The organism is Nostoc sp. DedQUE04 (genome assembly GCF_034530995.1).
Classification (GTDB): domain Bacteria; phylum Cyanobacteriota; class Cyanobacteriia; order Cyanobacteriales; family Nostocaceae; genus Nostoc.
Window position 1 is genome coordinate 1 of the sequence record NZ_JAVRCA010000035.1, and the last position, 20,663, is coordinate 20,663.

21 protein-coding genes and 1 pseudogene are annotated in these 20,663 nt (G+C 42.5%); 15 read left to right on the forward strand and 7 right to left on the reverse strand.

Features of this window, described 5'->3' with window-relative positions; all coding sequences use genetic code 11:
- Nucleotides 1-143 precede the first annotated feature (143 nt).
- Nucleotides 144-359 (reverse strand): chlorophyll a/b-binding protein, encoded by a 216-nt coding sequence (locus RM049_RS22160; protein ID WP_094348273.1) that lies wholly within the window; start codon nucleotides 357-359, stop codon nucleotides 144-146.
- A 186-nt stretch (nucleotides 360-545) separates the two neighbouring features.
- On the opposite strand from RM049_RS22160, the gene thyX reads away from it, so the two are divergent.
- From thyX to RM049_RS22175, 3 genes are all read left to right on the forward strand, one after another.
- Nucleotides 546-1,268 (forward strand): FAD-dependent thymidylate synthase, encoded by a 723-nt coding sequence (gene thyX, locus RM049_RS22165; protein ID WP_322685104.1) that lies wholly within the window; start codon nucleotides 546-548, stop codon nucleotides 1,266-1,268.
- Between the two features lie 101 nt (nucleotides 1,269-1,369).
- Nucleotides 1,370-2,275 (forward strand): Rpn family recombination-promoting nuclease/putative transposase, encoded by a 906-nt coding sequence (locus RM049_RS22170; protein ID WP_322705700.1) that lies wholly within the window; start codon nucleotides 1,370-1,372, stop codon nucleotides 2,273-2,275.
- 87 nt (nucleotides 2,276-2,362) lie between these two features.
- Nucleotides 2,363-2,611, forward strand: a complete 249-nt coding sequence (locus tag RM049_RS22175) for a DUF433 domain-containing protein (protein ID WP_322705701.1) — start codon at nucleotides 2,363-2,365, stop codon at nucleotides 2,609-2,611.
- Between the two features lie 478 nt (nucleotides 2,612-3,089).
- Here the strand turns inward: RM049_RS22175 and dcd are convergent, their stop codons facing one another.
- The gene (dcd, locus tag RM049_RS22180) at nucleotides 3,090-3,659 is read right to left on the reverse strand and encodes a dCTP deaminase (protein ID WP_322705749.1); all 570 of its coding nucleotides are present in this window, start codon (nucleotides 3,657-3,659) and stop codon (nucleotides 3,090-3,092) included.
- A gap of 86 nt (nucleotides 3,660-3,745) precedes the next feature.
- Nucleotides 3,746-4,282, reverse strand: coding sequence for a P-loop NTPase family protein (locus RM049_RS22185; protein WP_322705702.1), 537 nt, complete (start codon nucleotides 4,280-4,282; stop codon nucleotides 3,746-3,748).
- Nucleotides 4,283-4,625: 343 nt separating this feature from the next.
- On the opposite strand from RM049_RS22185, the gene RM049_RS22190 reads away from it, so the two are divergent.
- The 8 genes from RM049_RS22190 to rnhA all read left to right on the forward strand — a co-directional run bounded on the left by RM049_RS22190 (nucleotide 4,626) and on the right by rnhA (nucleotide 10,949).
- On the forward strand, nucleotides 4,626-5,249 hold the full coding sequence (locus tag RM049_RS22190; protein ID WP_322705703.1) for a nucleoside monophosphate kinase: 624 nt from the start codon (nucleotides 4,626-4,628) through the stop codon (nucleotides 5,247-5,249).
- Nucleotides 5,250-5,483: 234 nt separating this feature from the next.
- Nucleotides 5,484-6,227, forward strand: a complete 744-nt coding sequence (gene rph / locus RM049_RS22195) for a ribonuclease PH (protein ID WP_322705704.1) — start codon at nucleotides 5,484-5,486, stop codon at nucleotides 6,225-6,227.
- A gap of 273 nt (nucleotides 6,228-6,500) precedes the next feature.
- Entirely contained in the window at nucleotides 6,501-7,223 is a 723-nt protein-coding gene (gene pgl / locus RM049_RS22200; RefSeq protein WP_322705705.1) for a 6-phosphogluconolactonase, read from the forward strand.
- A gap of 285 nt (nucleotides 7,224-7,508) precedes the next feature.
- The gene (locus tag RM049_RS22205) at nucleotides 7,509-8,390 is read left to right on the forward strand and encodes an FHA domain-containing protein (RefSeq protein ID WP_322705706.1); all 882 of its coding nucleotides are present in this window, start codon (nucleotides 7,509-7,511) and stop codon (nucleotides 8,388-8,390) included.
- Between the two features lie 78 nt (nucleotides 8,391-8,468).
- A complete protein-coding gene (locus RM049_RS22210) occupies nucleotides 8,469-8,600 on the forward strand; it encodes a hypothetical protein (RefSeq protein WP_322673753.1) in 132 nt (43 codons plus the stop codon).
- A 133-nt stretch (nucleotides 8,601-8,733) separates the two neighbouring features.
- The gene (locus tag RM049_RS22215) at nucleotides 8,734-9,477 is read left to right on the forward strand and encodes a M50 family metallopeptidase (protein WP_322705707.1); all 744 of its coding nucleotides are present in this window, start codon (nucleotides 8,734-8,736) and stop codon (nucleotides 9,475-9,477) included.
- A 192-nt stretch (nucleotides 9,478-9,669) separates the two neighbouring features.
- Entirely contained in the window at nucleotides 9,670-9,924 is a 255-nt protein-coding gene (locus tag RM049_RS22220; protein WP_322673755.1) for a hypothetical protein, read from the forward strand.
- A 116-nt stretch (nucleotides 9,925-10,040) separates the two neighbouring features.
- Complete coding sequence (rnhA, locus tag RM049_RS22225) at nucleotides 10,041-10,949, forward strand: ribonuclease HI (RefSeq protein ID WP_322673756.1); 909 nt, start codon at nucleotides 10,041-10,043, stop codon at nucleotides 10,947-10,949.
- Between the two features lie 143 nt (nucleotides 10,950-11,092).
- Here rnhA and cruG read toward each other — a convergent pair whose 3' ends face one another.
- Nucleotides 11,093-12,289: a 2'-O-glycosyltransferase CruG gene (gene cruG, locus RM049_RS22230; RefSeq protein WP_322705708.1), complete on the reverse strand. Its 1,197-nt coding sequence runs from the start codon at nucleotides 12,287-12,289 to the stop codon at nucleotides 11,093-11,095.
- Between the two features lie 196 nt (nucleotides 12,290-12,485).
- Complete coding sequence (gene cruF / locus RM049_RS22235; RefSeq protein ID WP_322700700.1) at nucleotides 12,486-13,394, reverse strand: gamma-carotene 1'-hydroxylase CruF; 909 nt, start codon at nucleotides 13,392-13,394, stop codon at nucleotides 12,486-12,488.
- A gap of 384 nt (nucleotides 13,395-13,778) precedes the next feature.
- On the opposite strand from cruF, the gene RM049_RS22240 reads away from it, so the two are divergent.
- Nucleotides 13,779-14,225 (forward strand): hypothetical protein, encoded by a 447-nt coding sequence (locus RM049_RS22240; protein WP_322673759.1) that lies wholly within the window; start codon nucleotides 13,779-13,781, stop codon nucleotides 14,223-14,225.
- A 150-nt stretch (nucleotides 14,226-14,375) separates the two neighbouring features.
- On the opposite strand, the pseudogene RM049_RS22245 reads toward RM049_RS22240, so the two are convergent.
- A pseudogene (locus tag RM049_RS22245) lies at nucleotides 14,376-15,149 on the reverse strand (MlaE family ABC transporter permease).
- Nucleotides 15,150-15,390: 241 nt separating this feature from the next.
- Here RM049_RS22245 and RM049_RS22250 point away from each other — a divergent pair.
- Both RM049_RS22250 and RM049_RS22255 read left to right on the forward strand, forming a co-directional pair.
- Nucleotides 15,391-15,714: a hypothetical protein gene (locus RM049_RS22250; RefSeq protein WP_322700699.1), complete on the forward strand. Its 324-nt coding sequence runs from the start codon at nucleotides 15,391-15,393 to the stop codon at nucleotides 15,712-15,714.
- Nucleotides 15,715-16,366: 652 nt separating this feature from the next.
- Nucleotides 16,367-17,794, forward strand: coding sequence for a hypothetical protein (locus tag RM049_RS22255; protein ID WP_322705709.1), 1,428 nt, complete (start codon nucleotides 16,367-16,369; stop codon nucleotides 17,792-17,794).
- A 429-nt stretch (nucleotides 17,795-18,223) separates the two neighbouring features.
- Here the strand turns inward: RM049_RS22255 and RM049_RS22260 are convergent, their stop codons facing one another.
- On the reverse strand, nucleotides 18,224-19,372 hold the full coding sequence (locus RM049_RS22260; protein WP_322705710.1) for an alanine--glyoxylate aminotransferase family protein: 1,149 nt from the start codon (nucleotides 19,370-19,372) through the stop codon (nucleotides 18,224-18,226).
- A gap of 402 nt (nucleotides 19,373-19,774) precedes the next feature.
- Here RM049_RS22260 and RM049_RS22265 point away from each other — a divergent pair.
- The coding region (locus tag RM049_RS22265) for a DUF4347 domain-containing protein (protein WP_322705711.1) at nucleotides 19,775-20,663 on the forward strand (889 nt) is incomplete at its 3' end.

A 20,663-nucleotide genomic window follows, 5' to 3' on the forward strand; every position in this document is an offset into this window, starting at 1 on the left:
TGTTGTTATATTCTCCCAGAATTTGTATATCTTCCAAAAGTGGATGCTCCCGTTCACTCTAGCACTAAGTTTTCCATAAAATAAGAGACGGTAAATTTACCGTCTCTTGCATTTTTTGAGAGTTATGTTAAATAAATTAGTTTTTACAGACTTGCCAAAACACCAACAATACCGTGTCCTGTGAATACTTCTAATGCTATCAGAGAGACAAAACCAATCATTGCTAAACGACCGTTGAGCATTTCTGCATAAGGAGTGAAACCAGTGCGATCGCCTTGTTCATCTATATATACTTTTGGCTCGATCGCAAAATTGTTCAGTTTGCCTTGGTCGTCAATTATAGCAGTGCTTGTACGCATGGGTTTTTCCCTGTCTTCTGTTTATGTAAATAACTGTAACAAAGTTATTAACATTTGTAAAGTATCTTCATCTAATCGAGTAGAAGTCCAAGCCAGAGAAGAGATATGATGATGAATCGAGTTCAAAGCCATGTCTAAGTACTCTGTCTAAGCAATCCCAGTCACCAATCCATTCCCCAACAGCTAATGCATCGATTTCGAGTAGAGGTTATTGCCAAAACACCAAACCCGCAGCAGGTGATTTATGCTGCAATGCACCAGGATTATACTGATGGGTTTGTGTTTGATGAGCGCGACTCCTGGCCCTCGGAGTCACAAAGCGGCGAAGTAATTGTTAAGCGTCTTTTAGCAGGAGAGAGGGGACACTATGGGCCTTTAGAGCATCCCCAGATTGTTTTCAACTGTGGCTACTTTCCCCACAGTGTGATGCAGCAGGCGCGGACTCATCGCGTTTCTGTATCATTTGATGTACAATCTTTTAGGTACACAGGCAACCAATTTATTGACGTAGTAGAAGGCAAGAAAGACATAGAAGATGTTTTTTATCTACGACCCGTTGGTTATTACACTGATAGACAAGGTAAAAAGTATCACTATTCGCCAGAACAACGAACAGCAGATTTAGAGTGGTGTAAAGACGCAGCTAAACGATATAAAGCTGATTTTGAAGCGGGAATGTCTGAAGAACACGCTAGAGGCAAAGTGCCTTTTGATTATCGCCAGCATTTTGTAGTTAGTTTTAATTTAAGGTCTTTCTTGCATTTTTGTGACCTGAGAAATAAGAAAGATGCTCAACTAGAAATTCAAAAGTTGTGTGAAATGATGTGGCCTCATTTTGAAGATTGGGCACCTGCGATCGCACAATGGTATGAAAAGCAGCGTCTAGGTAAAGCCAGGTTAGCACCTTAGATAATCGCTGAAAGTTGATACAATTTGCGGTAGGATAAGGCGAAGCGATTATCCTTGGATTTATTGGGTTTGATTTAAGGCGATCGGATCTATTTTTTTTGATGAACAAAGCTGTCGATATTAGCACTAAAAAATTAATCAGCCTTGCACCAAATAATTGGGCAAAATGGGTGACAGGAATTCCCGACATTGTTACAGGCGAAATCTTAAATACAGAATTCCAATGGATTAGCCGACAAAGCAATGTTGTAATTCCGGCTGAAAGTCCCCAATACGGGAAATTTCTCATCCTCAATGAGTTACAATTACGCCACACATCAGAAATGCCGCGTCGGATGCGTGCTTATGCGGCTCTTGCGGAAGAGAAATATAAACTACAAACCTACCCTGTACTGATTAACATTCTCAAAATCAGCAACAGTGAAATACCTACAAGCTTTGCATCAAATTTTATCGGTTTAAGAGCAATTCAAGATTACCGCGTAATCAATCTCTGGGAAGTTGACGTAAATATTGCTTTTGAGACGCCGTTACCGTCGCTGCTTCCCTTTGTACCAATTCTCAAAGGCGGAGAAAACGAGTCTACAATTAGGGAAGCATTGCGAATGCTGCGTGCTGATGAGCAATTAAATCAACTTGAGACAGTTCTGGCATTTTTTGCAACCTTTGTATTAGAAAGTACTTTAGTTCAGGAAATCATGAGGTGGGATATGACAGTCTTAAGAGAGTCACCTTGGTATCAAGAAATTTTACGTGAGGGATTAGCACGAGGACAAGCAGAAGGAGAAGCAAGAGGAGAAGCCAGAGGAGAAGCAAGAGGAGAAGCAAGAGGAGAAGTACGTGGAATAATCTCTAGCATCGAAACAAGTTTAGAGGCGAAATTTGGCAGCGATGGTTTGGAGTTGATGTCGCAAATTTCGCAAATTTCTGACTTAGGGCAATTGAAAGAGATTTTACGCAAGATTGTTGTAGCAAATACAATTCAAGAGTTACGGAATGTTTTGTAGGATAAAGCAAGCGATCGCACCAACTCCTGCCTGAGAGCTAGAATATGATGAAAGTTTAGACTATCTCATATAGACTTTTGTAGGACAATGGATATTCAAAAAGTTCTACGCGATCGACGAATTATTTCCTCCGATCCAGATATTATGAGTGGTACTCCTGTGTTTGTTGGAACACGGGTTCCATTGCAGACTTTTTTCGACTATCTAGAAGGTGAATCAGGTTTAACCGAATTCTTAGAGGATTTTCCACATTTGCAAACTCAGGTGTTGCAAATTCTGGAGGTGATTGCAAAAGCAATGCTGAATCAGGAGCATATTTATGCTGATTCTGCTTGATGAAAATCTCCTGAGTAAGAAGTTGAATAAGCCGCTCATAGATGCAAATTTTTTAAGCTACAATCAAGACAAAATTTTATGAAATCGCCAAAATTTATGAATAAAAGTTTTTACTTTCAAATCAAAGTGAAGTTGTTGATTTCTTAAAGACGTGTAATCAGCTAGGAATTAATAATTATCAGTTTGAGGGCGGTACTGGAGGTAGGAGCATTTACTCTTTTCTAGGTTCTGTTTCTGGCTCTTTAGACGGGTATTTTTACAACCTAAATCTTTTTTTCTCACTTACTGGTTTACCTCCCAAAACTTTGATTAGGAAAAGCTTTACTCTTTCTCAAATAAACTATGTACCAAAGGAACTTCCCACTATTGATATCAACTGTTTAGTTTATGAGTACGTCCGAGTTGCAAATAAACTCGGACTTGCCAAAATAGATTTAAATTCTATTGTTGTATAAACTTTTTTTAGATATCATTCAGTTTAAATACGAGCTAAGGTCACAACTTCTAGTTGATCCTGATATTTACCTTGACGGGCTTCGTAACTGATAGCGCATGGTTCACCTTCTAAAAATAGCAGTTGCACTACACCTTCATTCGCGTAAATGCGACAGTCAGCGCTAGAAGAATTAGAAAACTCTAAGGTAAGATGACCTCGCCACGCAGCCTCAGCAGGAGTTAAATTTGCTATTATGCCACAACGTGCATACGTAGATTTTCCAATACAAATTACAGTAATATTCTCAGGAACCTCCAGTTTTTCTAGAGCAACCCCAAGTCCATAGGAATGAGCAGGTAAAATAAAATAACTGCCATTAGCATCGGTATGCAGTGCTGTTGGCTCCAGATTTTGAGGATTAAAGTTTTTGGGATCGACTACAGTTCCGGGAATGTGACGAAAAATACGGAACTCGGCCGAAGAAAGGCGTATATCGTAGCCATAAGAAGATAAACCGTAGCTGATTACATGTTTAACTACTACTGATTCATCTTTTTGCACTTTTCGGATTAAACTTGGCTCAAAGGGGGAAATTAGACCCTGTTGAGCCATTTCAGTAATCCAGATATCGTTTTTAATCACAACTTCACAGCTAATTCAAACAGAATTACTAGGATATCCTGAATTGAGTATTTTGTTTAAGGTCGATAACTTCGACGGATTTCTGTAATTTGATCTGCCACATCGAGAAGGGATTTCGGCATCTCTGGCCCTGTGAGAATGATATCAACGTGGGGAGGACGTTTTGCCAAAAACGCTAAAACTTCCGTTTCAGAAATTAAACCAAAGTTAATCGCTAAACTTAACTCATCTAACACTACGAGAGAATACTTACTCTCACACACAACTTGTTGTGTATACTGCCACAGCTTTTGTAAGGCTTGATTTTCTGTATCGTCTAAATGTGGTGTATCGATACAACGAGGCAAATCACACCGAATCCAATCTAAATTTTGTCCTAATTGTATAGGTCGATCTTGTCCTTGGCGGATACCTCCTTTGAGAAACTGCACTATTAATACTGGCGTTCCTTGTCCAGCTATTCTCAGTGATTGAGCCATCACGCTCGTAAAAAAGTTGCGATGAGAGCTAGTGAAAACTTGCACTAGTCCTTCTACTGGATATGGTAAGGTAAGGGGTGAATTTATACTTGGAGTTTCTAGCTGGGCAACCATAGGGTAAAGTTCAAAAAATTACAATAAATTAAATGTTTGTGCTGGCGGTACTTATTACAACTCTGCCTGTATAATCTATCTGTTTTTCACAGGTATGGTGAATTTGGCAAATTGCATTCTTAGTCAAACACTACGTTTGTATTGAAGTCAAGAGTTATTTTGATTTAAATTTTCGTTTTTTCTCGGAAATGAGTTGTAAAAATGAAAACATAAAATTTTTAGTTCTAATTATGAAAAAAGCTAGGCACAACGCCTAAAAATCGCTAAATGTTAAATTTGTCGGTTGTTTGGGCAAAACAGACTTAGCTAGTAGGGAATTTGACAGGATGAGGAGTAAATCGTTGTGAGATTGGTGATTCTGGGAGGTTCAGGATCGGGGAAAAGCACTCAAGCACAGAGGCTTTGCAGATACTTTGATATTCCTCTGATTTCCACAGGTGAGATTTTACGAGAAGCAATATCTGGCAATCAGCCCCTGCCGGAATTTCGATGGTTGGAAGCCGATCCCCGGACTTCTCTTTCGGTTTACGCTAGCTTGAGTGAACTTGGCTACCACGCACGACCCTACATGCAAAAAGGGGAGTTAGTTCCAGACGAAACGATCGTTGAATTGATCCGAATTCGCCTCAGACAATCAGATATTAACTGCGATTGGGTGTTAGAAGGCTATCCCCGTACTGCCTTCCAAGCTGAAGAATTAGATTTTTTATTGGATGATTTAGGGCAAAAGCTAGATTGGGCAATTTATCTCCAAGTCCCGGAAGCAGTTATGGTTAGTCGATCCTTGGGGCGATCGCTACCAGATGACCAACCAGAAATCGTACAGCGCCGTGTAGAATTATTCTACGATCGCACCATTCCCATCCTAGAATATTACGACCGTCGTCGCTGCCTGTTGACCATCAACGGCGACCAGTCACCAGAGATGGTACAGCAAAATATTTTGACTCTGCTTTCAGTTCCTTAGAAGAGGAAGGGGGCAGGGGAGCAGGGGAAGCAAGGGGACAAGGGGACAAGGGGACAAGGTGACAAGGTGACAAAAGTTTAGAACTTACAACAAGTCTTTCCCCTTGTCCCCAATTCTCCTTGTCTCCAAGTCCTCTTTCCAATGCCCAATGCCCAATGCCCAATGCCCAATGCCCAATGCCCAATAACACTAAGGTAATCTTAAGGCAGTATTGTAAAACTTGAGGCAACTCCAATGGCTTGGCAGCGTCCTGACGGTCGTCTTGCTTACGAACTACGTCCGATTAGCTTTCACCCTAGTTTCACCCGCTTTGCCCCCGGTTCTGTTCTCGCAAGATGCGGTGATACTCAGGTACTTTGTACCGTTAGCGTTAATAAGGGAGTTCCGAAGTTTCTTGAAGGAACTGGTAAAGGCTGGTTAACTGCTGAGTACCGAATGTTACCATCTGCTACCCAAAAACGCCAAGAAAGGGAATTATTGAAATTATCTGGACGGACGCAAGAAATTCAACGTTTAATTGGACGTAGCTTACGCGCAGCAGTGGATTTTGAGGCACTGGGAGAACGCACGCTGACTGTGGATGCTGATGTGTTGCAAGCAGATGCCGGAACTCGGACAACAGCTATTACAGGCTCGTTTGTGGCGTTGGCTCATGCAATTTCCAAATTGTTGCAAGAAGGCGTGTTGGAGCGATCGCCTTTGTGTGGACAGGTAGCGGCAGTTTCCGTAGGATTACTGGATAAAGAGCCATTTTTGGATCTAAATTATATCGAAGATGTGGCTGCAACAGTAGATTTTAATGTGGTGATGAATCAACATCTGGGAATTATTGAAGTCCAAGGAACAGCCGAAGAAGGCAGCTTTAGCCGTACTCAGTTGAACCAACTGCTAGATGTTGCCCAAAAAGGAATTCAGGAATTGTTAATTGCCCAACGTGAAGCGATCGCTGATTGGGAAACATTGTTTAAGATTAATTAGTTTTATTAATTTTTAATAAGAATTAATAAACGTATCCTTTGTGGCGTAAATCAACAAAGTATCAAGTAACTGGATGTAAATAAAAATAATCATGAGAGTGGTTAGTAGTTAGTACGACTCACTACTGACGACTTACCGTTGAAGCTGATAAGGAGGGTCTAAATTTTTCAAGCTTACTCAATCCATGATGTTAAATGTTTCAAAAGTTAAAAAGGGGGATTGTAATAAGTTCGGTATTGTATTGCCAGAAGCCAGCAATATGATGATGAAGCCATGAACAAAACTGTTGAAGTTCTACCGGATCAGCCGGCGCTGGTTGCACGAGCGCTAGAATTAATTCTGTCCAAGTTAGAAACTGCCATTGAGCAGCAGGGGCGGTTTACTATCGCCTTATCCGGTGGCAGTACACCTAAACCGTTATACGAAGCGATCGCTACTCAAAAACTGCCTTGGGATAAAATTCATATATTCTGGGGAGATGAGCGTTACGTACCACCAGATCACCCCGATAGCAATGAACTGATGACGCGTCGTGCGTGGCTAGATCGCGTTGACATCCCAGCGGCTAACATTCACCCCGTACCAACTTTAGAAGCCAATCCAGAACTGGCTGCTGCCAAATATGAACAACATCTCAAAGAATTTTTCCATTCTTCTGGGGTCGAGTTTCCCCCCTTGGATGTAGTATTACTAGGAATGGGTGATGATGCACATACTGCGTCTTTGTTTCCCCATACCGAGGCTCTTAAAGTACGCGATCGCCTTGTGACTGTGGGTAACAAAGACGGAAACCCCAGGATAAGTTTCACATACCCCTTCATCAACTCTGCTCGTAGCGTGATTTTTCTGGTTGCTGGTGCTAATAAACGACCAGCTTTAGCGCAAGTCTTTGCACCTGTAGCCGATGACTTCACTTACCCATCCCGTTTAATTCAGCCCCAAGGAGAACTTTGGTGGCTGCTGGATGCGGCAGCAGGTTTGGAACTTCAACACTAAACTTGGGAATTGGGCATGGGGCATTGGGCATTGGAAAGAGGACTTGGAGACAAGGAGAATTGGGGACAAGGGGAAAGACTTGTTGTAAGTTCTAAACTTTTGTCACCTTGTCACCTTGTCACCTTGTCCCCTTGTCCCCTTGCTTCCCCTGCTCCCCTTCCCCGTGTAAGAGTGTCCAATTTATTGTTCAATAAGCAGTAATTGCTAGAATCTAAAGCTAGGGCCGCCCTCTGCTTGCCAGTCCTAACTATATTTATGATGATCTTGAACAAAGGCTAAATATCGATGATCGTCTGCCCTAATTGCAATCATCCCAACCCTGATGGCGCTGTCCAATGTGAAGCTTGTTATACACCATTACCTGCGACTACTAATTGTCCCAGTTGTGGGGCAACTGTGCAGGCAGATGCTGCATTCTGTGGTCAATGTGGCTATAACCTTCACTCCGCAGGTGTTCCACACGTTCATCCCGCAGTAGCTACAACAGTTACTCCCGATATTCCCGTGGAAGTACCACCGTTAGTTCCACCCGATCCACTGTTAGAACTTTTACAACCAGATGCCTTGGGAGTGGGTGGTTCGACTAACTCTCATCCTCCCGAATCATCTTTACCACCAACAGAGATGGCAGTTCCCCCAGAACCTGTGCCACAGATACCTGTTGCAAAAAGCAGTCCTCCAGAGCCAGCGTCATCCGTTGTAGCTCAACCCGTAGTCTCTGGACAAAGTAGTATTCCGACTCCACCACCAGTGGAGCCAGCACCAGCCTCCCAAGCCGAAGTATCCCCGCCAGCAGCACCAGCACCAACTGCAACTGCTGCCAGAACGCAATTGCAGCAGGTTACAGCGCGGTTACTCCACGTTCAAAGCGATCGCTTAATTGAATTGCCGCAAAATTTCTCTGTGATTCATATCGGCAAGCCTAATGACCGGATTCCTCCAGATATAGATGTTTCAGGATTTCCTAATTCCGAAATTGTCTCGCGGATTCATGCAGATATTCGTGTCGAAGGAGATGCCCACTATGTAGAGGATGTAGGAAGTTCTAATGGCACTTACATTAATAATTTGCCACTTTTACCAGGGAACCGTCATCGCTTGCGACCAGGCGATCGCATCAGCTTGGGTAAAGGAGACTTAATGACATTCCTGTTTCAACTTGCTTAACTGATTAGCACTCAATTGTGACATCCGGTCTAAGTATTTTCTGCCCATCCTCCGATATCTATTTTGGAGGATAAACACTTGAACCGTATCATACAAGCGACGGATGGCTATGTTGTTCTTGATAGCGCCATAGTTTACAGCCGTCGCTTTGAAGTGCGAATTGTTGCATTCCTCAGTAACCCTAATACCTCAATAATTACATTAGGATAGATGAAAATATACTGTCAATATTAAATTGAAGGAATAATCTATAATCTAAAACCCCAAATTGAATGCCCTATGAATTAATCGGGATAATCTTAATTCCAAAATCTAAAATCTAAAATCTAAAATTGAGTAACCTATGAGGGAATCAAACAAAAATTTTGAAACCTTGCTCACAAAAGAAGCCCCGTTAGTTGTTGAACGTATGGGGCTAACCTGGCTAGTTGCAGCAGCGATCGCAACTGCTTTGTTGTGGCAAGTACCAGGAGGAGATTATATCTTATACCCATTTACAATTTTGGCAACTTGGTTTCATGAAATGGGTCACGGCTTAATGGCACTGCTATTAGGGGGACAGTTTCAGAAGTTGCAGATTTTTAGCAATGGTTCTGGTGTCGCAACTTATGGCCTCCGGTCGTCATTGGGGCCAATTGGCCCAGCAATCATCGCCGCAGCTGGGCCAATGGGGCCGCCTCTTGCCGGTGCAGCTTTGATTCTGGCTTCCCGCAGTTTTACAGCAGCAACCCTGTGTTTAAAAATTTTAGGCAGTTTTTTGCTGTTGTCCACATTAATTTGGGTGCGTTCCTGGTTTGGATTGGTTGCAATTCCCTTACTAGGTTTAATAATCTTGGGTATTTCCCTGAAAGCACCTCGCTGGGCGCAAGGGTTTGTCATTCAATTTCTGGGCGTACAAGCTTGTGTAAGTACGTACCATCAACTTGATTATCTATTTAGTAGTTCTGCTGGCCCCCTTGGAATTTCTGATACAGCGCAAATGCAGCGATATTTGCTTTTACCTTACTGGTTTTGGGGCGGGTTAATGGCGATCGCATCTCTGGTGATTTTAATCCAAAGTCTCCGCGTTGCTTATCGTTCGGAGTAACGAGTAAGAAGCACCATCAAAAGGCGATTGAATCTTTAACTCAAAGAATTACCGAACATCAAGAACATATTAGACTGGAATCAGAAAAGAGTTTTGCTGACGAAGGTCTAATTAAGCATTTGGAAAAAGAGATTCGTGCTTTTGACAAGGCAATCCAACAAGCACGTAAAAGATTGGGACAATAACTAAAATATGCAGATTAGCGATCGCCCTCTTGCAGTCACCAATTCAACCTTCAGTACCTTAATTGCTGAATTAGGTACAGAATGCTTAAAAGTACAAGCCTTGATTAACCAGTTACAGTTAACTAGTTTAACTGCTAACCAACAAGCTGAAATTCTAGCAGAACTCCTAGCTGCTGCGGTTCATCTGTATAATCATTGTGACGAAGATTTTCAGACGCTAATTACTGAAGAAATGGAAAATTTGCCTGATGATGAGGATTAAAGAAGAATTCCGAAGTTAGGAGTCAGAATTAAGAGTTTTTATCAGTATAATAGCCTGGATATTGTTAAAAAATTCGCCGCTAATAACTTTTGCCTTCGCGGTTCGAGACTCTAAACATGTCCACCCAACCCATAATTCAAAGTATATACACTGATGGTGCTTGCACCGGTAATCCTGGCCCTGGCGGTTGGGGTGTTGTCGTCTACTTCAGCGATGGCTCAATCCATGAAATGGGCGATGCATCCCCTCATACCACTAATAATAAAATGGAGATGCAAGCTGCGATCGCCGCCCTTCAATTTCTGCAAACATCTCAACAAGCCCAACCCATCACCCTTCATACCGATAGCGAATACCTGATTAACTGTGTTACCAAGTGGGTGAAAGGCTGGAAAAACAAAGGCTGGAAAAAGTCAGATGGTAAACCCGTCCAAAACCAAGACCTTTTAGAAACCTTAGATGAACTCAATACCCAACAAGTAAAATGGCAATACGTTCGGGGACATTCTGGTAACATAGGTAACGAACGTTGTGATGCGATCGCTCGCAGTTATGCCAGTGGCAAAATCCCTTCGCTACAACAATTATCTTTCACAGATTTTCATAAATCTTTACCTTCCCAAAATCAACTAAATGTAGCAAAAGTAGCTGATTATGAAAAAAACTCTCGAATAATTAACCAAAATCCCCAACAAATCAGTACTTTTGCACCAGAAATAACCTTTATGGAACCATTAACTGGGCCAACTGCGGCCGTGACCAATGAAAAACCGCCAGAAATGAGGGTTTCGCAACTCCGCAGCTTGGTCGAAACTCTGCGTATAGCTGACGAAATTTCTGAAAAAGGCTACTTAATCACCAGTTCTGAGTTAGCAGACTTGATGGATGTCCACGCCAGCGCTGTCACCAGTCGTGGAGATCAATGGCGCTGGCGAAATTGGATAGTGTCACGGGTACGCCGTGAAGGAAATCAAATTCTTTGGGAATTGGAACGCGGGGATCAAGTAGGAGGTGAAGAGGAGTAGGGAGTGAGCAGGGGAAGCAGGGGAAGCAAGGGGACAAGGTGACAAGGTGACAAAAGTTTAGAACTTACAACAAGTCTTTCCCCTTGTCCCCAATTCTCCTTGTCTCCAAGTCCTCTTTCCAATGCCCAATGCCCAATGCCCCACTATATATACTTGCGTCCTCGCCACTCGCGCGGGGTATGGAATGCAGATAAAAAGATTCGTAGCACAGCTAAGGGATCGGCCAAAGGGGAAAGCCAGAATAACCAGCTACCTTTAGCGTTTGTGCGATCGTAAGAAGGTGCGATCGCTATTAGCATCGCAAAGCGAATCACCAACAGGAATAAATTCAGTCCCAGCAGCAAGAGTGGGGGAGTGGACGAATATGAGAGTGTGGGAGTAATCAACAAAAAAGTCAGGACAATTAAAAAGGGTAGACCTTGAACAGATGTGAGTAGCCATAAATCTCCCCACAACTGAGAGCGAGAAGTTGCATCTTTAAGATCGAGACTCCGCCCCCATTCTTTCCACGTCTCCATCGCCCCTTCATACATACGTACCTTTAATACCTTGGCACCATCTAAAAAGCCGACTTTATAACCTTGGATAGCAATATTGCGTGCTAAGGTGACATCATCACAAAAAGAATTACTCGCACTGCTATAACCACCTACAGCAGCTAAAACGGAGCGACGACACAAAAAACACTGCCCATTTGCCATTACCCGTTCTGGTTGCTCTGTATTGATCCCCGCTGGATCAAATCGGTAAAGCAAAGTCATCAACAAAGCCGGTTGTAGCCAGCATTCCCCAGGATATTTGAGGATGAATTGGGGTGAAAGAGAAACCAAATCGTAGCCCTGTGCTTCGGCCGTCTTTAACAACCCAGCAACTAAACCAGGATGCGGTTGGATATCAGCATCCAGCCCCAAGAACCACTGACTAGCCTCTGAACTATATAGAAAACCGTTATGCAATGCCCAAGGACGCCCCACCCAACCAGAGGGTAAGGGATCATCTGTCATCAAGCGAAAGCGGGGATCTTTCTGCTGTGAGGCTTTGACTAAATCGGGGGTGCCATCACTCGATTTACTGTCTACAACCATAATTTCCCGAACTTCATAGCTTTGCTGACTTAAACCAGCCAACAGAGGGCTAATGCGAAGCGCCTCGTTCAGCGTAGGAACAACGACGCTAACCTTACCCAAAAGCTCAGGTGTCGGTTGTTGGGGTTTTATTGGAGGATGGCGTCTTGGCCCTTTTAATAGGCGCGAAAACAGAATCGCCGTTGCTGGTACTTGGATAAGTAGCAATAAAAGAGAGATAGCGCTTTCTGCTATCAAAGCGTTGTCATTAGTCATTAGTCATTAGTCATTAGTCATTGGGCATTGGAAAGAGGACTTGGAGACAAGGAGAATTGGGGACAAGGGGAAAGACTTGTTGTAAGTTCTAAACTTTTGTCACCTTGTCACCTTGTCCCTTTGTCCCCTTGTCCCCTTGCTTCCCCTGCTCCCCTGCCCCCCTGCCCCTCTACTCCCCACTCCCTAATTTCTAGACTTATTTCAAGGCAACTTCAACCTTTGCTACTGATACTTCTTTGGTTACTGGTTCAACAGTAACTTGAGCAGGTGTGGTTGAACTCCTTGACCACAGCACCATAGCCGGAATTATACCTAGCAATAAGCCAAGTAACACAGGGATAAAGAATCCAGCGGCCAAACTGAGTCCGGCGGCGAATGCAAAGTTAGTTAAATAAACGACTAAAGGCAGATTTAGTTGCGATCGCTCTAATTTAATCGAGGTATTTCGCCACAATAATCCTGCCACACTCATAAACAGAGCGCTAGTACCAAACCAACCTACATAGTTCTGGTAAGGTGTTCCAAAGAAAGCTCCTGGTTGTTCCCAATACCAGAAAGGCAGAGAAGTTTGACTCATAGCCGGTTCAAGGGCAAAGTCCCAGCAAGTGAAGAGCAAAGCCCCAACGGCTATCGCAGCAATATGGCGACCCCAACTGGGTTTTTGAGCCACTTTCAAACCAGTTCTCGCAATTAAGTAAGACGACAGCCCAACATAAAACCAAGATAAAGGAATTGTGAAAGGAACTAGCCCCGCAATCTTATAACCCAAACCACTCAAGTAGCTATAATCACCAAATGGAAACCCTGTACTAGTTCCCAGTAGTTCACTTCCCAAAGAGATAAACATAGCTGGTAGCATAAATGCTAGCCAAGTTCCTAATCCCAATGTCCGGTAGGCATAAATAGAGACAGCTACTGTCCCTAAGATGATATCTACTACACCGCCGCCAGCCATACTTAACTGTACAGCAGTTTCTCCTACCTGCGATAAGTTGAAAATTATTTCGGCATTGGGTACTACCAGTAGCATCCCTACCAGTCCAAAGGCTTTTGACGCGATATGACCAATGAGGCATACGCGTTCAGCAATAATAAGTTGTTTCATGATAATTCCTTAACAAGATGTGACACGCGGCTACTCGGCTGCTAACAGTTTACAAATCTTTAACTACTTTGTACCGCAATTCTCGACAAACTTGTTTAGCTTTCTTGTGAATAGCATAAAAGTCTATTGATTGAAGTTATAAAATATGATGCTAAACCTACTAGTTTAAGCCATATATTCAAAATCTACATAATTTTATCTGTAAGAACTTCTGGTTTCTTATCTCACTAATACCCGTATCGGAAAAAACTCCTTTGATACTGGGATATGCTTAAGGAAGGACAATTATCATAAACTAAGCAAATCCTCAAGCAAAATAAAGTCTTGAGTTAGTAAACTTATTTATGCGATAAGACCTTAACCCTGTACTAGAAATATAAACCCATGTCAATTTTGAAAAGAGTTCCTTGGGTGTCCCTAGCACTAGTACTGCTGAGTTACAGTACTTTGGGCTGGGTAATATCAGAAACACGTGCTCCTATATTTGTGTGGGTGGCAACTGTAATTGCTATCTTGCTTTTAATCATAACGTTGACCGCTCCTTGGCCAAGGATGACATATTACTACAGTATTTTCCTGCAATCAAATACCAGGGCTTTTGCTGTTGCCGTGTTAGCAGCGTTCTTATTCTTTATTATGATTGCCTGGTTTCGGATATTTCTTGATACTTTACTCATCATTTCAGCGACTATATTAGTCAGGATAGACTTTCAAAGAGCTGGTCTTAAGGAAGGGTTAGCTTTTTCGACTGCCTCGATCTTTTCATTGGGAGGTTTAGCTTTGGGTGCGCTAATTTACAAGTTCATATATTCCCAAATTCTGTTAACGTGATGAAGTATACCAGAAAAAGCAAGCTATGCCTGGGTTGGGTTACGCCAATCCTTTAGAAGCAGTATTATTTACCTACAATTTCCTTTGTAGCTCAAATTCCCGACTTTTTAATAAGTTGGGAATTTTGTTTTGTTCGATACTTACTTGGGTTCAAAATGCAGGCTGTTCAAACAGCAGTAGAGATAGGAAAAAATCCATAATAAAAATGGATACCCAACTAGTAACAACTGCTTTTGTTGCCGATTCCCCTACTTCCTTTGCTCCCCCTTTCGTAGTTAAACCCCAACTACAGCCAATGACAGCAACCAGCACTCCAAAAATAAACCCTTTTAGCAAAATAATAAACAAATCTGACGGTTATAAAAAATTTCTGACTGATTCTAAAAATGTTTCGGGAATAATTTGGTAAAACTTTGATGCGGCAAAAACTCCGCCAGTGATGCCTGTAACTAAAGCCAAAATCGTCATCAAAGGCACCATCAAACAACAAGCAATTACTCTAGGAAGTACTAGATAATCAATTGGATCGGTTTTGAGCATATAAAGTGCATCAATTTGTTCGGTGACTCGCATTGCACCTATTTCCGCTGCAAAAGCAGAACCTACTTGTCCCGCCATAATACTAGCGGTCAAAATTGGAGCTAATTCTCTACAAAAAGCTAAGGCAAAAGCACCTCCCACTGCATCAACAGCGCCAAATCGCACTAATTCTCTCGCTGTTTGAATAGTAAAAATCATTCCGGCAAAACCGCTAACAAGGAGAACTGGAGAGATAGAACCTGGCCCAGCGGTAACAAGATGTTGCAAAATCTTGCGATAGTAGGTTTTCCCTTGGAGTAAATGTAGCCACACTTGACCAAAGAGCAGTATTGCTGCAAAACAGCGTGTAATCCCAGATTGCTCAAATTTTGTTTTTGGTTGCAATTTTATCGTCCTTACGACTGACTTTTTTTGCACATTTGTTGTTATATCAATTTTCCAAAATCAGACTACAGATACAAATGGTGGGAACCCAGCCAGATGTAATCTGACTTTCTCAATTAACTCATGCTTTGTGTGCTATGGAGTTGTAATCTCTGGTCTGTCAAACTAGGAAAAGTAATTGAATCAACTCAAAGGGTCGAAAAATTTAATAATATTTCCAAATAATGTTAAACAATTTTTTATGAGCAGGATTAAATACATAATATTTATATTGCTATTAATACTACCTTTCTCCGTGGTATATCCAGCTTTTGCATCTGTATGCCGTAATTACGCTGTCTACGACGGTCTACGCCACCAGATTTGCATTCTCAGTATCAGCCGAAGTGCCAAAAATTATTGGGAATACAAGGCAATTGTTAGCGTAGATGGCATAAAAAGACCTACAGAGGTTTACAATTGTCGCGAACGAGTCAAGGTTCAACAAGCTGGGACTATTTTGCCCTTTGAGCAAAAAGGCCCTGGTGAGATGATATGCAGCTTTTTTAATTCTTCTCGACGGTAAACACTCGCCAGATAATGAAGACGGTAAAACCTAGATAGGTGAATACTGTTAACCATTCTTGCCAGCTACCAAATGCATTGTTCATTAGCAAAAGCCGGAAAATTAATATTTATCAATCCTACACGCTGATGCTACCAGTAGGTTGCTGTATGTTAGGAGATCAAAGAAGACTAGTCAAAAATTCTTAGCTAATTTTCCGGAATGGGTAACAATGGCGTGGTAGTAAATATCAGAGCATCGATATTATACTGAACCTCTATAACTAACCTTCGGGGAATATATCCCCATTGTTTTCCCTCAAGAACCCGGTCTTAACGATCGGGTTTTTGGTGTTTATACCAAGTTAACGTGAGTTCGACAAGCCCTTTTTTAACCTCTCCCCCAACCCCTCTTGGACACCCAGAGAAGAGCCAAAACCCTAATTTCTCGTTGCTCCTCCCTTTCCCCGTGGGAGAGGTAGGTTGTCCGGGAGAGGTTCATCGAACTCACTCACGTTAAGTTACAGTCGAGCAAGTTAGGGACACGATGCCTACGGCTGGCTACGCCAACGCAGCACTTCTCTCAATTGCCTGGGTATCAAATAAAACTATTGTCAAGAAACTTTTAAGAGATTTTATTGGTCTGGTTCTCCAAATTCTGCAAAAATCAACCAATGTCATCTTCTGCTCAAGGTATTCCCGGATTACCCGATTTGACGCATCCAGTTGAGCTTGTTCAATTTGGAACCCAGGCGCTCAAAGCTTCACTGTTATTAGTATTTTTGATTGTAGCTTTGGGAGTTGCGATCGCACTCATCAGTTTTTCTCTGCGTCGCAGCCAGCCGGAACAATTTATATTCATTGGCGAATGGGCTGTTCGTTATTCCCAACTGTTACGGGGATTACAGCATTTAACTCTAGTATTAGTCTTGTTAGTTCCGGGATTTTTTCTCTGTTCGACTTTGAGCAATCGCTATCACTACTGGGAACAAACAAAGGTGGCTCAAGTGGCCCAAAGTGTCGCAGGTGAAAAACTCGAACAATTTGCACCTCAAGTTCGCTACTCTATCCAGGAGCCATACTCCTATAACACTCAAATTAATGGCAAAATTGTCAAGGTAAATGAGACACGACAAATCAACCGCTTCTTAACGTTGGCTGGTTCGCAAATACAAGTCAAGCTTGACCAAAGTGTAGATGTTCCAGGTCGCAGTTCAATTTATCAGGTAAATTACACTGCTGATTATAAAGTAGTTAACCAACTCAAGGATATTAATAATTTTTTCTTTGAAACACCGCCACCTAACGGCTACACACTGCTTGCTAGCTACAAAGTTGAGCGTGACGGTACTAGGTTACAACAAACCAATCCGGGAGACTATGGCTTTCCCTTCCGGCTGCAACCAGGAGGAGAAACTACCTTTCGAGTTACTTATCAGGCTCAAGGCGGGCCGCGTTGGGTTTATAGTGCAACGGGACAGTTGCTTTCTAATTTTCGCCTCACAGCAATTGCCAACTTTGCTCCGGCTGATTTTGCTAGTGGTGTTGTACCGAATGAGATTAAAGTTAACGGACGCAGTACTCAGTTTACTTGGATATTTGACGATAATGTTTCAGTCAAAAATCCCTTTGGAGTCTTTACCAACACCGAACCCATTCGTCATACTGGCATCATTCCCCGACTTTTATTGCTAGCCCCGGCAATATTTTTGTGGTGGATATTATTGTTATATTTGTCACTGCCAATGAGTTTTAGAAATATTGCGATCGCTGCTAGTATTTTCTTTGCTTGTCTGTTAACTTTGACCTATCTAGCTCGCGTTATCAATGCTCAGTTAGCTTGGACTTTAATTTCCATCATTTTACTAATTTTAACATGGGGATTGGGAGCTAGCCGCAGTGCTTCCCTGGCTGCGATCGTCGCCACTATTGCTGGAGCAGTGCTACCGATTTTTGGATTATTAATACCGTTTAGCGGACTAACCCTTAGTTTGGCGGGTTTGCTTTCAGCGATTTGGCTAGCAGTTCGTCACTGGTATGGCTGGTACAGTTTGCACCCAGAAGATCAAAGATTGCAGACTCAGAAAAATGCTAAAGATTAGATAATTCCGCTATGATTAGCGAAGTTTTAGCGTCGGGCATTTATGGATAACGATTTACTCGCTTTCTTTGCGGCGGCTGGGTTACTCATTCTCTATCTTATCTTCTCAGCTTTAACTGAAATGGGGACTAAATTGCCTTGGAAGAAATAAGCTGATGGGCTAAAAAGTTTACACTTTTAAACCTTATTGGGCTTGGAAAAAAAAGTAACCATCATTTAGGCTTAGGTAATATATTGATTGTTCGAGGAGTGCCAAATGCGCGATCCAGAGAAGAACCAGATTAAAGTCGAGCCGGCAACCCTGGTTTTGATTGTATCTGTCTTAATACTCTTGCCTCTGTTGGTTGTTGGTTTTTTCTCACAGTAAAGTTAGCCCAATGCTCTTTTTCTTAGGTGCGTTAAGCTACTGTTAACGCACCATATATCAAAACTACTTAGGCAAAACCTGCCGCAGTGCGGCTAAAAGTTGGTCAACACTTTCCTTTCGACTATTAAAGCCCATCAATCCCACGCGCCAAACTTTACCTGCGAGTTCGCCAAGACCACCGCCAATTTCAATATTATGTTCATTGAGTAACTGTCGAGCGATCGCTTTACCATCTACCCCGCCTGGAATACGGACAGTGGTAAGCGTTGGTAATCTATACTCTTGCTCAACGTGCATACTCAGTCCTAAATTCTCTAAACCTTCCCAGAGATACTCTACGTTCTTTTGATGCCGCTGCCAGGAATTTGCTAATCCTTCTTCTGCAAGCAAACGTAGTGCTTCCCGTAATGCATAGTATAAATTAATCGGTGCTGTGTGGTGATAGGTGCGTTCAGTACCCCAATACTTACCCAGCAACAACATATCTAAATACCAGTTTGCAACTTTCGTTTGCCGCTGTTGCAATTTCTCAACTGCACGCGCACTCATTGTAAAAGGAGAAGCACCAGGCGGGCAACCTAACCCTTTTTGGCTACAACTATAGGCTAAGTCAACTCCCCAAGTATCCAAAAACAAGGGAACGCCGCCCAAACTTGTCACCGTATCCACTAATAACAAAGTGCCAAATTCACGACACAAATCAGCGACCCCTTCCAAGGGTTGACGTGCGCCGGTGGAAGTTTCGGCATGAACTAGAGCTAAGATAGTTGGACGATGAGTTTTTAAGGCAGTTTGGAGTTCCTCCAAGTTGAAGACTTGTCCCCAAGGTTTGGTAATGGTTCGCACATCAGCGCCATAACGTCCAGCCATATCCACGAGGCGATTACCAAAGTAACCAGCTACACCGATTAAAACTACATCACCGGGTTCTACAGCATTGGCAATGGTTGCTTCCATTGCAGCTGTTCCCGTACCGCTGACTGCAATGGTAAGTGAGTTTTCTGTTTGCCATACGTACCGTAGCAACGACTGAATTTCATCCATGAGTGCGAGAAAAGTTGGGTCAAGATGCCCAACGGGTGAAGTATTCATCGCTTGGAGAACTGTGGGATGGGCATTAGATGGCCCTGGCCCCAACAGCAGACGGGATGGGATTTCTAGCGGCGTGAGTTGCAAGCGCCCGGAGTCGTTAATTGAAATTGTTTGCGTCATAAATCTCTTTTCATTTAGACGATACTTACCGGATCATATAGGAATCCGATTTGATTCCTGAACTTACTTGTCTAAGGAGGGAACAGGAAATCTGGGAATAGGGCATTGCAGAACAGTGGTATGAATTGAGGCAAGCAGGGGAAACTAAGGGAAAATTTGGACGTTGCTAAATCATCTCGCAAATATGCAACGTCGGTATATAGATGTTTACTGAGTTTTTTTATCAAAAGTTTCAGCTACTTTCTATGCCCAAAATTTCTAAATCTTCATTAATTAAACTAGTGGATTTACCGAGGGAAAGGATTTATTTTATTCCTAAATTGAAAGTGAAAGCAACTACAAGAAACGATCTGCAAAAAGTTTCATTTTAGCTAAATATCAGGGATTTACTCTTGGACAATTATGATAAAGCATAGTAGCAATAATAACTTTACTATACACAAAATATCTAACAGCATTAATATTAAACCAACTTTAGACTTGTATCCTACTTGCCTAGTTTTTATTGACCCACAGGTTGATGACTACCAAAGTCTGGTGATGGGTGTATTACCAGATACCTCAGTTGTAGTCTTAGATGCCAACCAAGATGGCATTGAGCAAATTAGTCAAGTGCTGGAGTCTCATCAGGGAGTCAATAGTCTGCACATTGTTTCCCACGGCGCACCTGGGTGCATCTATTTGGGCAACAGTCAACTCAACAACGAAACGCTCAATCGTTACGCAGCCCAACTTATGGGTTGGGCAAATGCTTTGGGTGAAGACGCACAACTACTGCTATATGGTTGCAAAGTCGCTCAAACCGAGCCAGGTGTATTGTTTATACGCTGTCTGAGCGAATTGACAGGTGCAGTAGTAGCTGCCTCTGATGACTTGACAGGGAGTGCTGCATTAGGTGGTGATTGGGAACTGGAGGTTTCTACAGCACCTATTGTTCCTCGTTTAGCGTTTGGGCATGAAGTAATAACAGCCTACGCTTCAATTCTATCTGTAGTTCTCGATCCCAGCTTTGATAGTGATGGCAAGGTCACTACTGATATTGGTACTAATACCAGTGACATTGCTAGAAGCATTGTCATACAAGACGATGGCAAGATTCTGGTAGCGGGAGTGAGTAATAATAACTTTGCTGTAGTACGTTACAACAGCAATGGTAGTCTCGACACTAGCTTTGATAGTGATGGCAAAGTCACTACTGACTTCGGCAATACTGACATAGCCTACAGCATTGCCCTGCAAGACGATGGCAAGATTCTGGTAGCGGGAGCGAGTAGTAGTAACTTTGCTGTGG

Coding starts and splice junctions, on each gene's coding strand:
- RM049_RS22185 (WP_322705702.1), bottom strand. CDS start 4,282: ATGGTTGCCCAGCTAGAAACTCCAAGTATAAATTCACCCCTTACCTTA.
- RM049_RS22215 (WP_322705707.1), top strand. CDS start 8,734: ATGAGGGAATCAAACAAAAATTTTGAAACCTTGCTCACAAAAGAAGCC.
- RM049_RS22220 (WP_322673755.1), top strand. CDS start 9,670: ATGCAGATTAGCGATCGCCCTCTTGCAGTCACCAATTCAACCTTCAGT.
- dcd (WP_322705749.1), bottom strand. CDS start 3,659: ATGGCTCAACAGGGTCTAATTTCCCCCTTTGAGCCAAGTTTAATCCGA.
- cruF (WP_322700700.1), bottom strand. CDS start 13,394: ATGAAACAACTTATTATTGCTGAACGCGTATGCCTCATTGGTCATATC.
- cruG (WP_322705708.1), bottom strand. CDS start 12,289: ATGACTAATGACAACGCTTTGATAGCAGAAAGCGCTATCTCTCTTTTA.
- RM049_RS22255 (WP_322705709.1), top strand. CDS start 16,367: ATGTCATCTTCTGCTCAAGGTATTCCCGGATTACCCGATTTGACGCAT.
- RM049_RS22175 (WP_322705701.1), top strand. CDS start 2,363: ATGGATATTCAAAAAGTTCTACGCGATCGACGAATTATTTCCTCCGAT.
- pgl (WP_322705705.1), top strand. CDS start 6,501: ATGAACAAAACTGTTGAAGTTCTACCGGATCAGCCGGCGCTGGTTGCA.
- RM049_RS22250 (WP_322700699.1), top strand. CDS start 15,391: ATGAGCAGGATTAAATACATAATATTTATATTGCTATTAATACTACCT.
- RM049_RS22205 (WP_322705706.1), top strand. CDS start 7,509: ATGATCGTCTGCCCTAATTGCAATCATCCCAACCCTGATGGCGCTGTC.
- thyX (WP_322685104.1), top strand. CDS start 546: ATGCATCGATTTCGAGTAGAGGTTATTGCCAAAACACCAAACCCGCAG.
- RM049_RS22240 (WP_322673759.1), top strand. CDS start 13,779: ATGTCAATTTTGAAAAGAGTTCCTTGGGTGTCCCTAGCACTAGTACTG.
- rph (WP_322705704.1), top strand. CDS start 5,484: ATGGCTTGGCAGCGTCCTGACGGTCGTCTTGCTTACGAACTACGTCCG.
- RM049_RS22170 (WP_322705700.1), top strand. CDS start 1,370: ATGAACAAAGCTGTCGATATTAGCACTAAAAAATTAATCAGCCTTGCA.
- RM049_RS22260 (WP_322705710.1), bottom strand. CDS start 19,372: ATGACGCAAACAATTTCAATTAACGACTCCGGGCGCTTGCAACTCACG.
- RM049_RS22160 (WP_094348273.1), bottom strand. CDS start 359: ATGCGTACAAGCACTGCTATAATTGACGACCAAGGCAAACTGAACAAT.
- rnhA (WP_322673756.1), top strand. CDS start 10,041: ATGTCCACCCAACCCATAATTCAAAGTATATACACTGATGGTGCTTGC.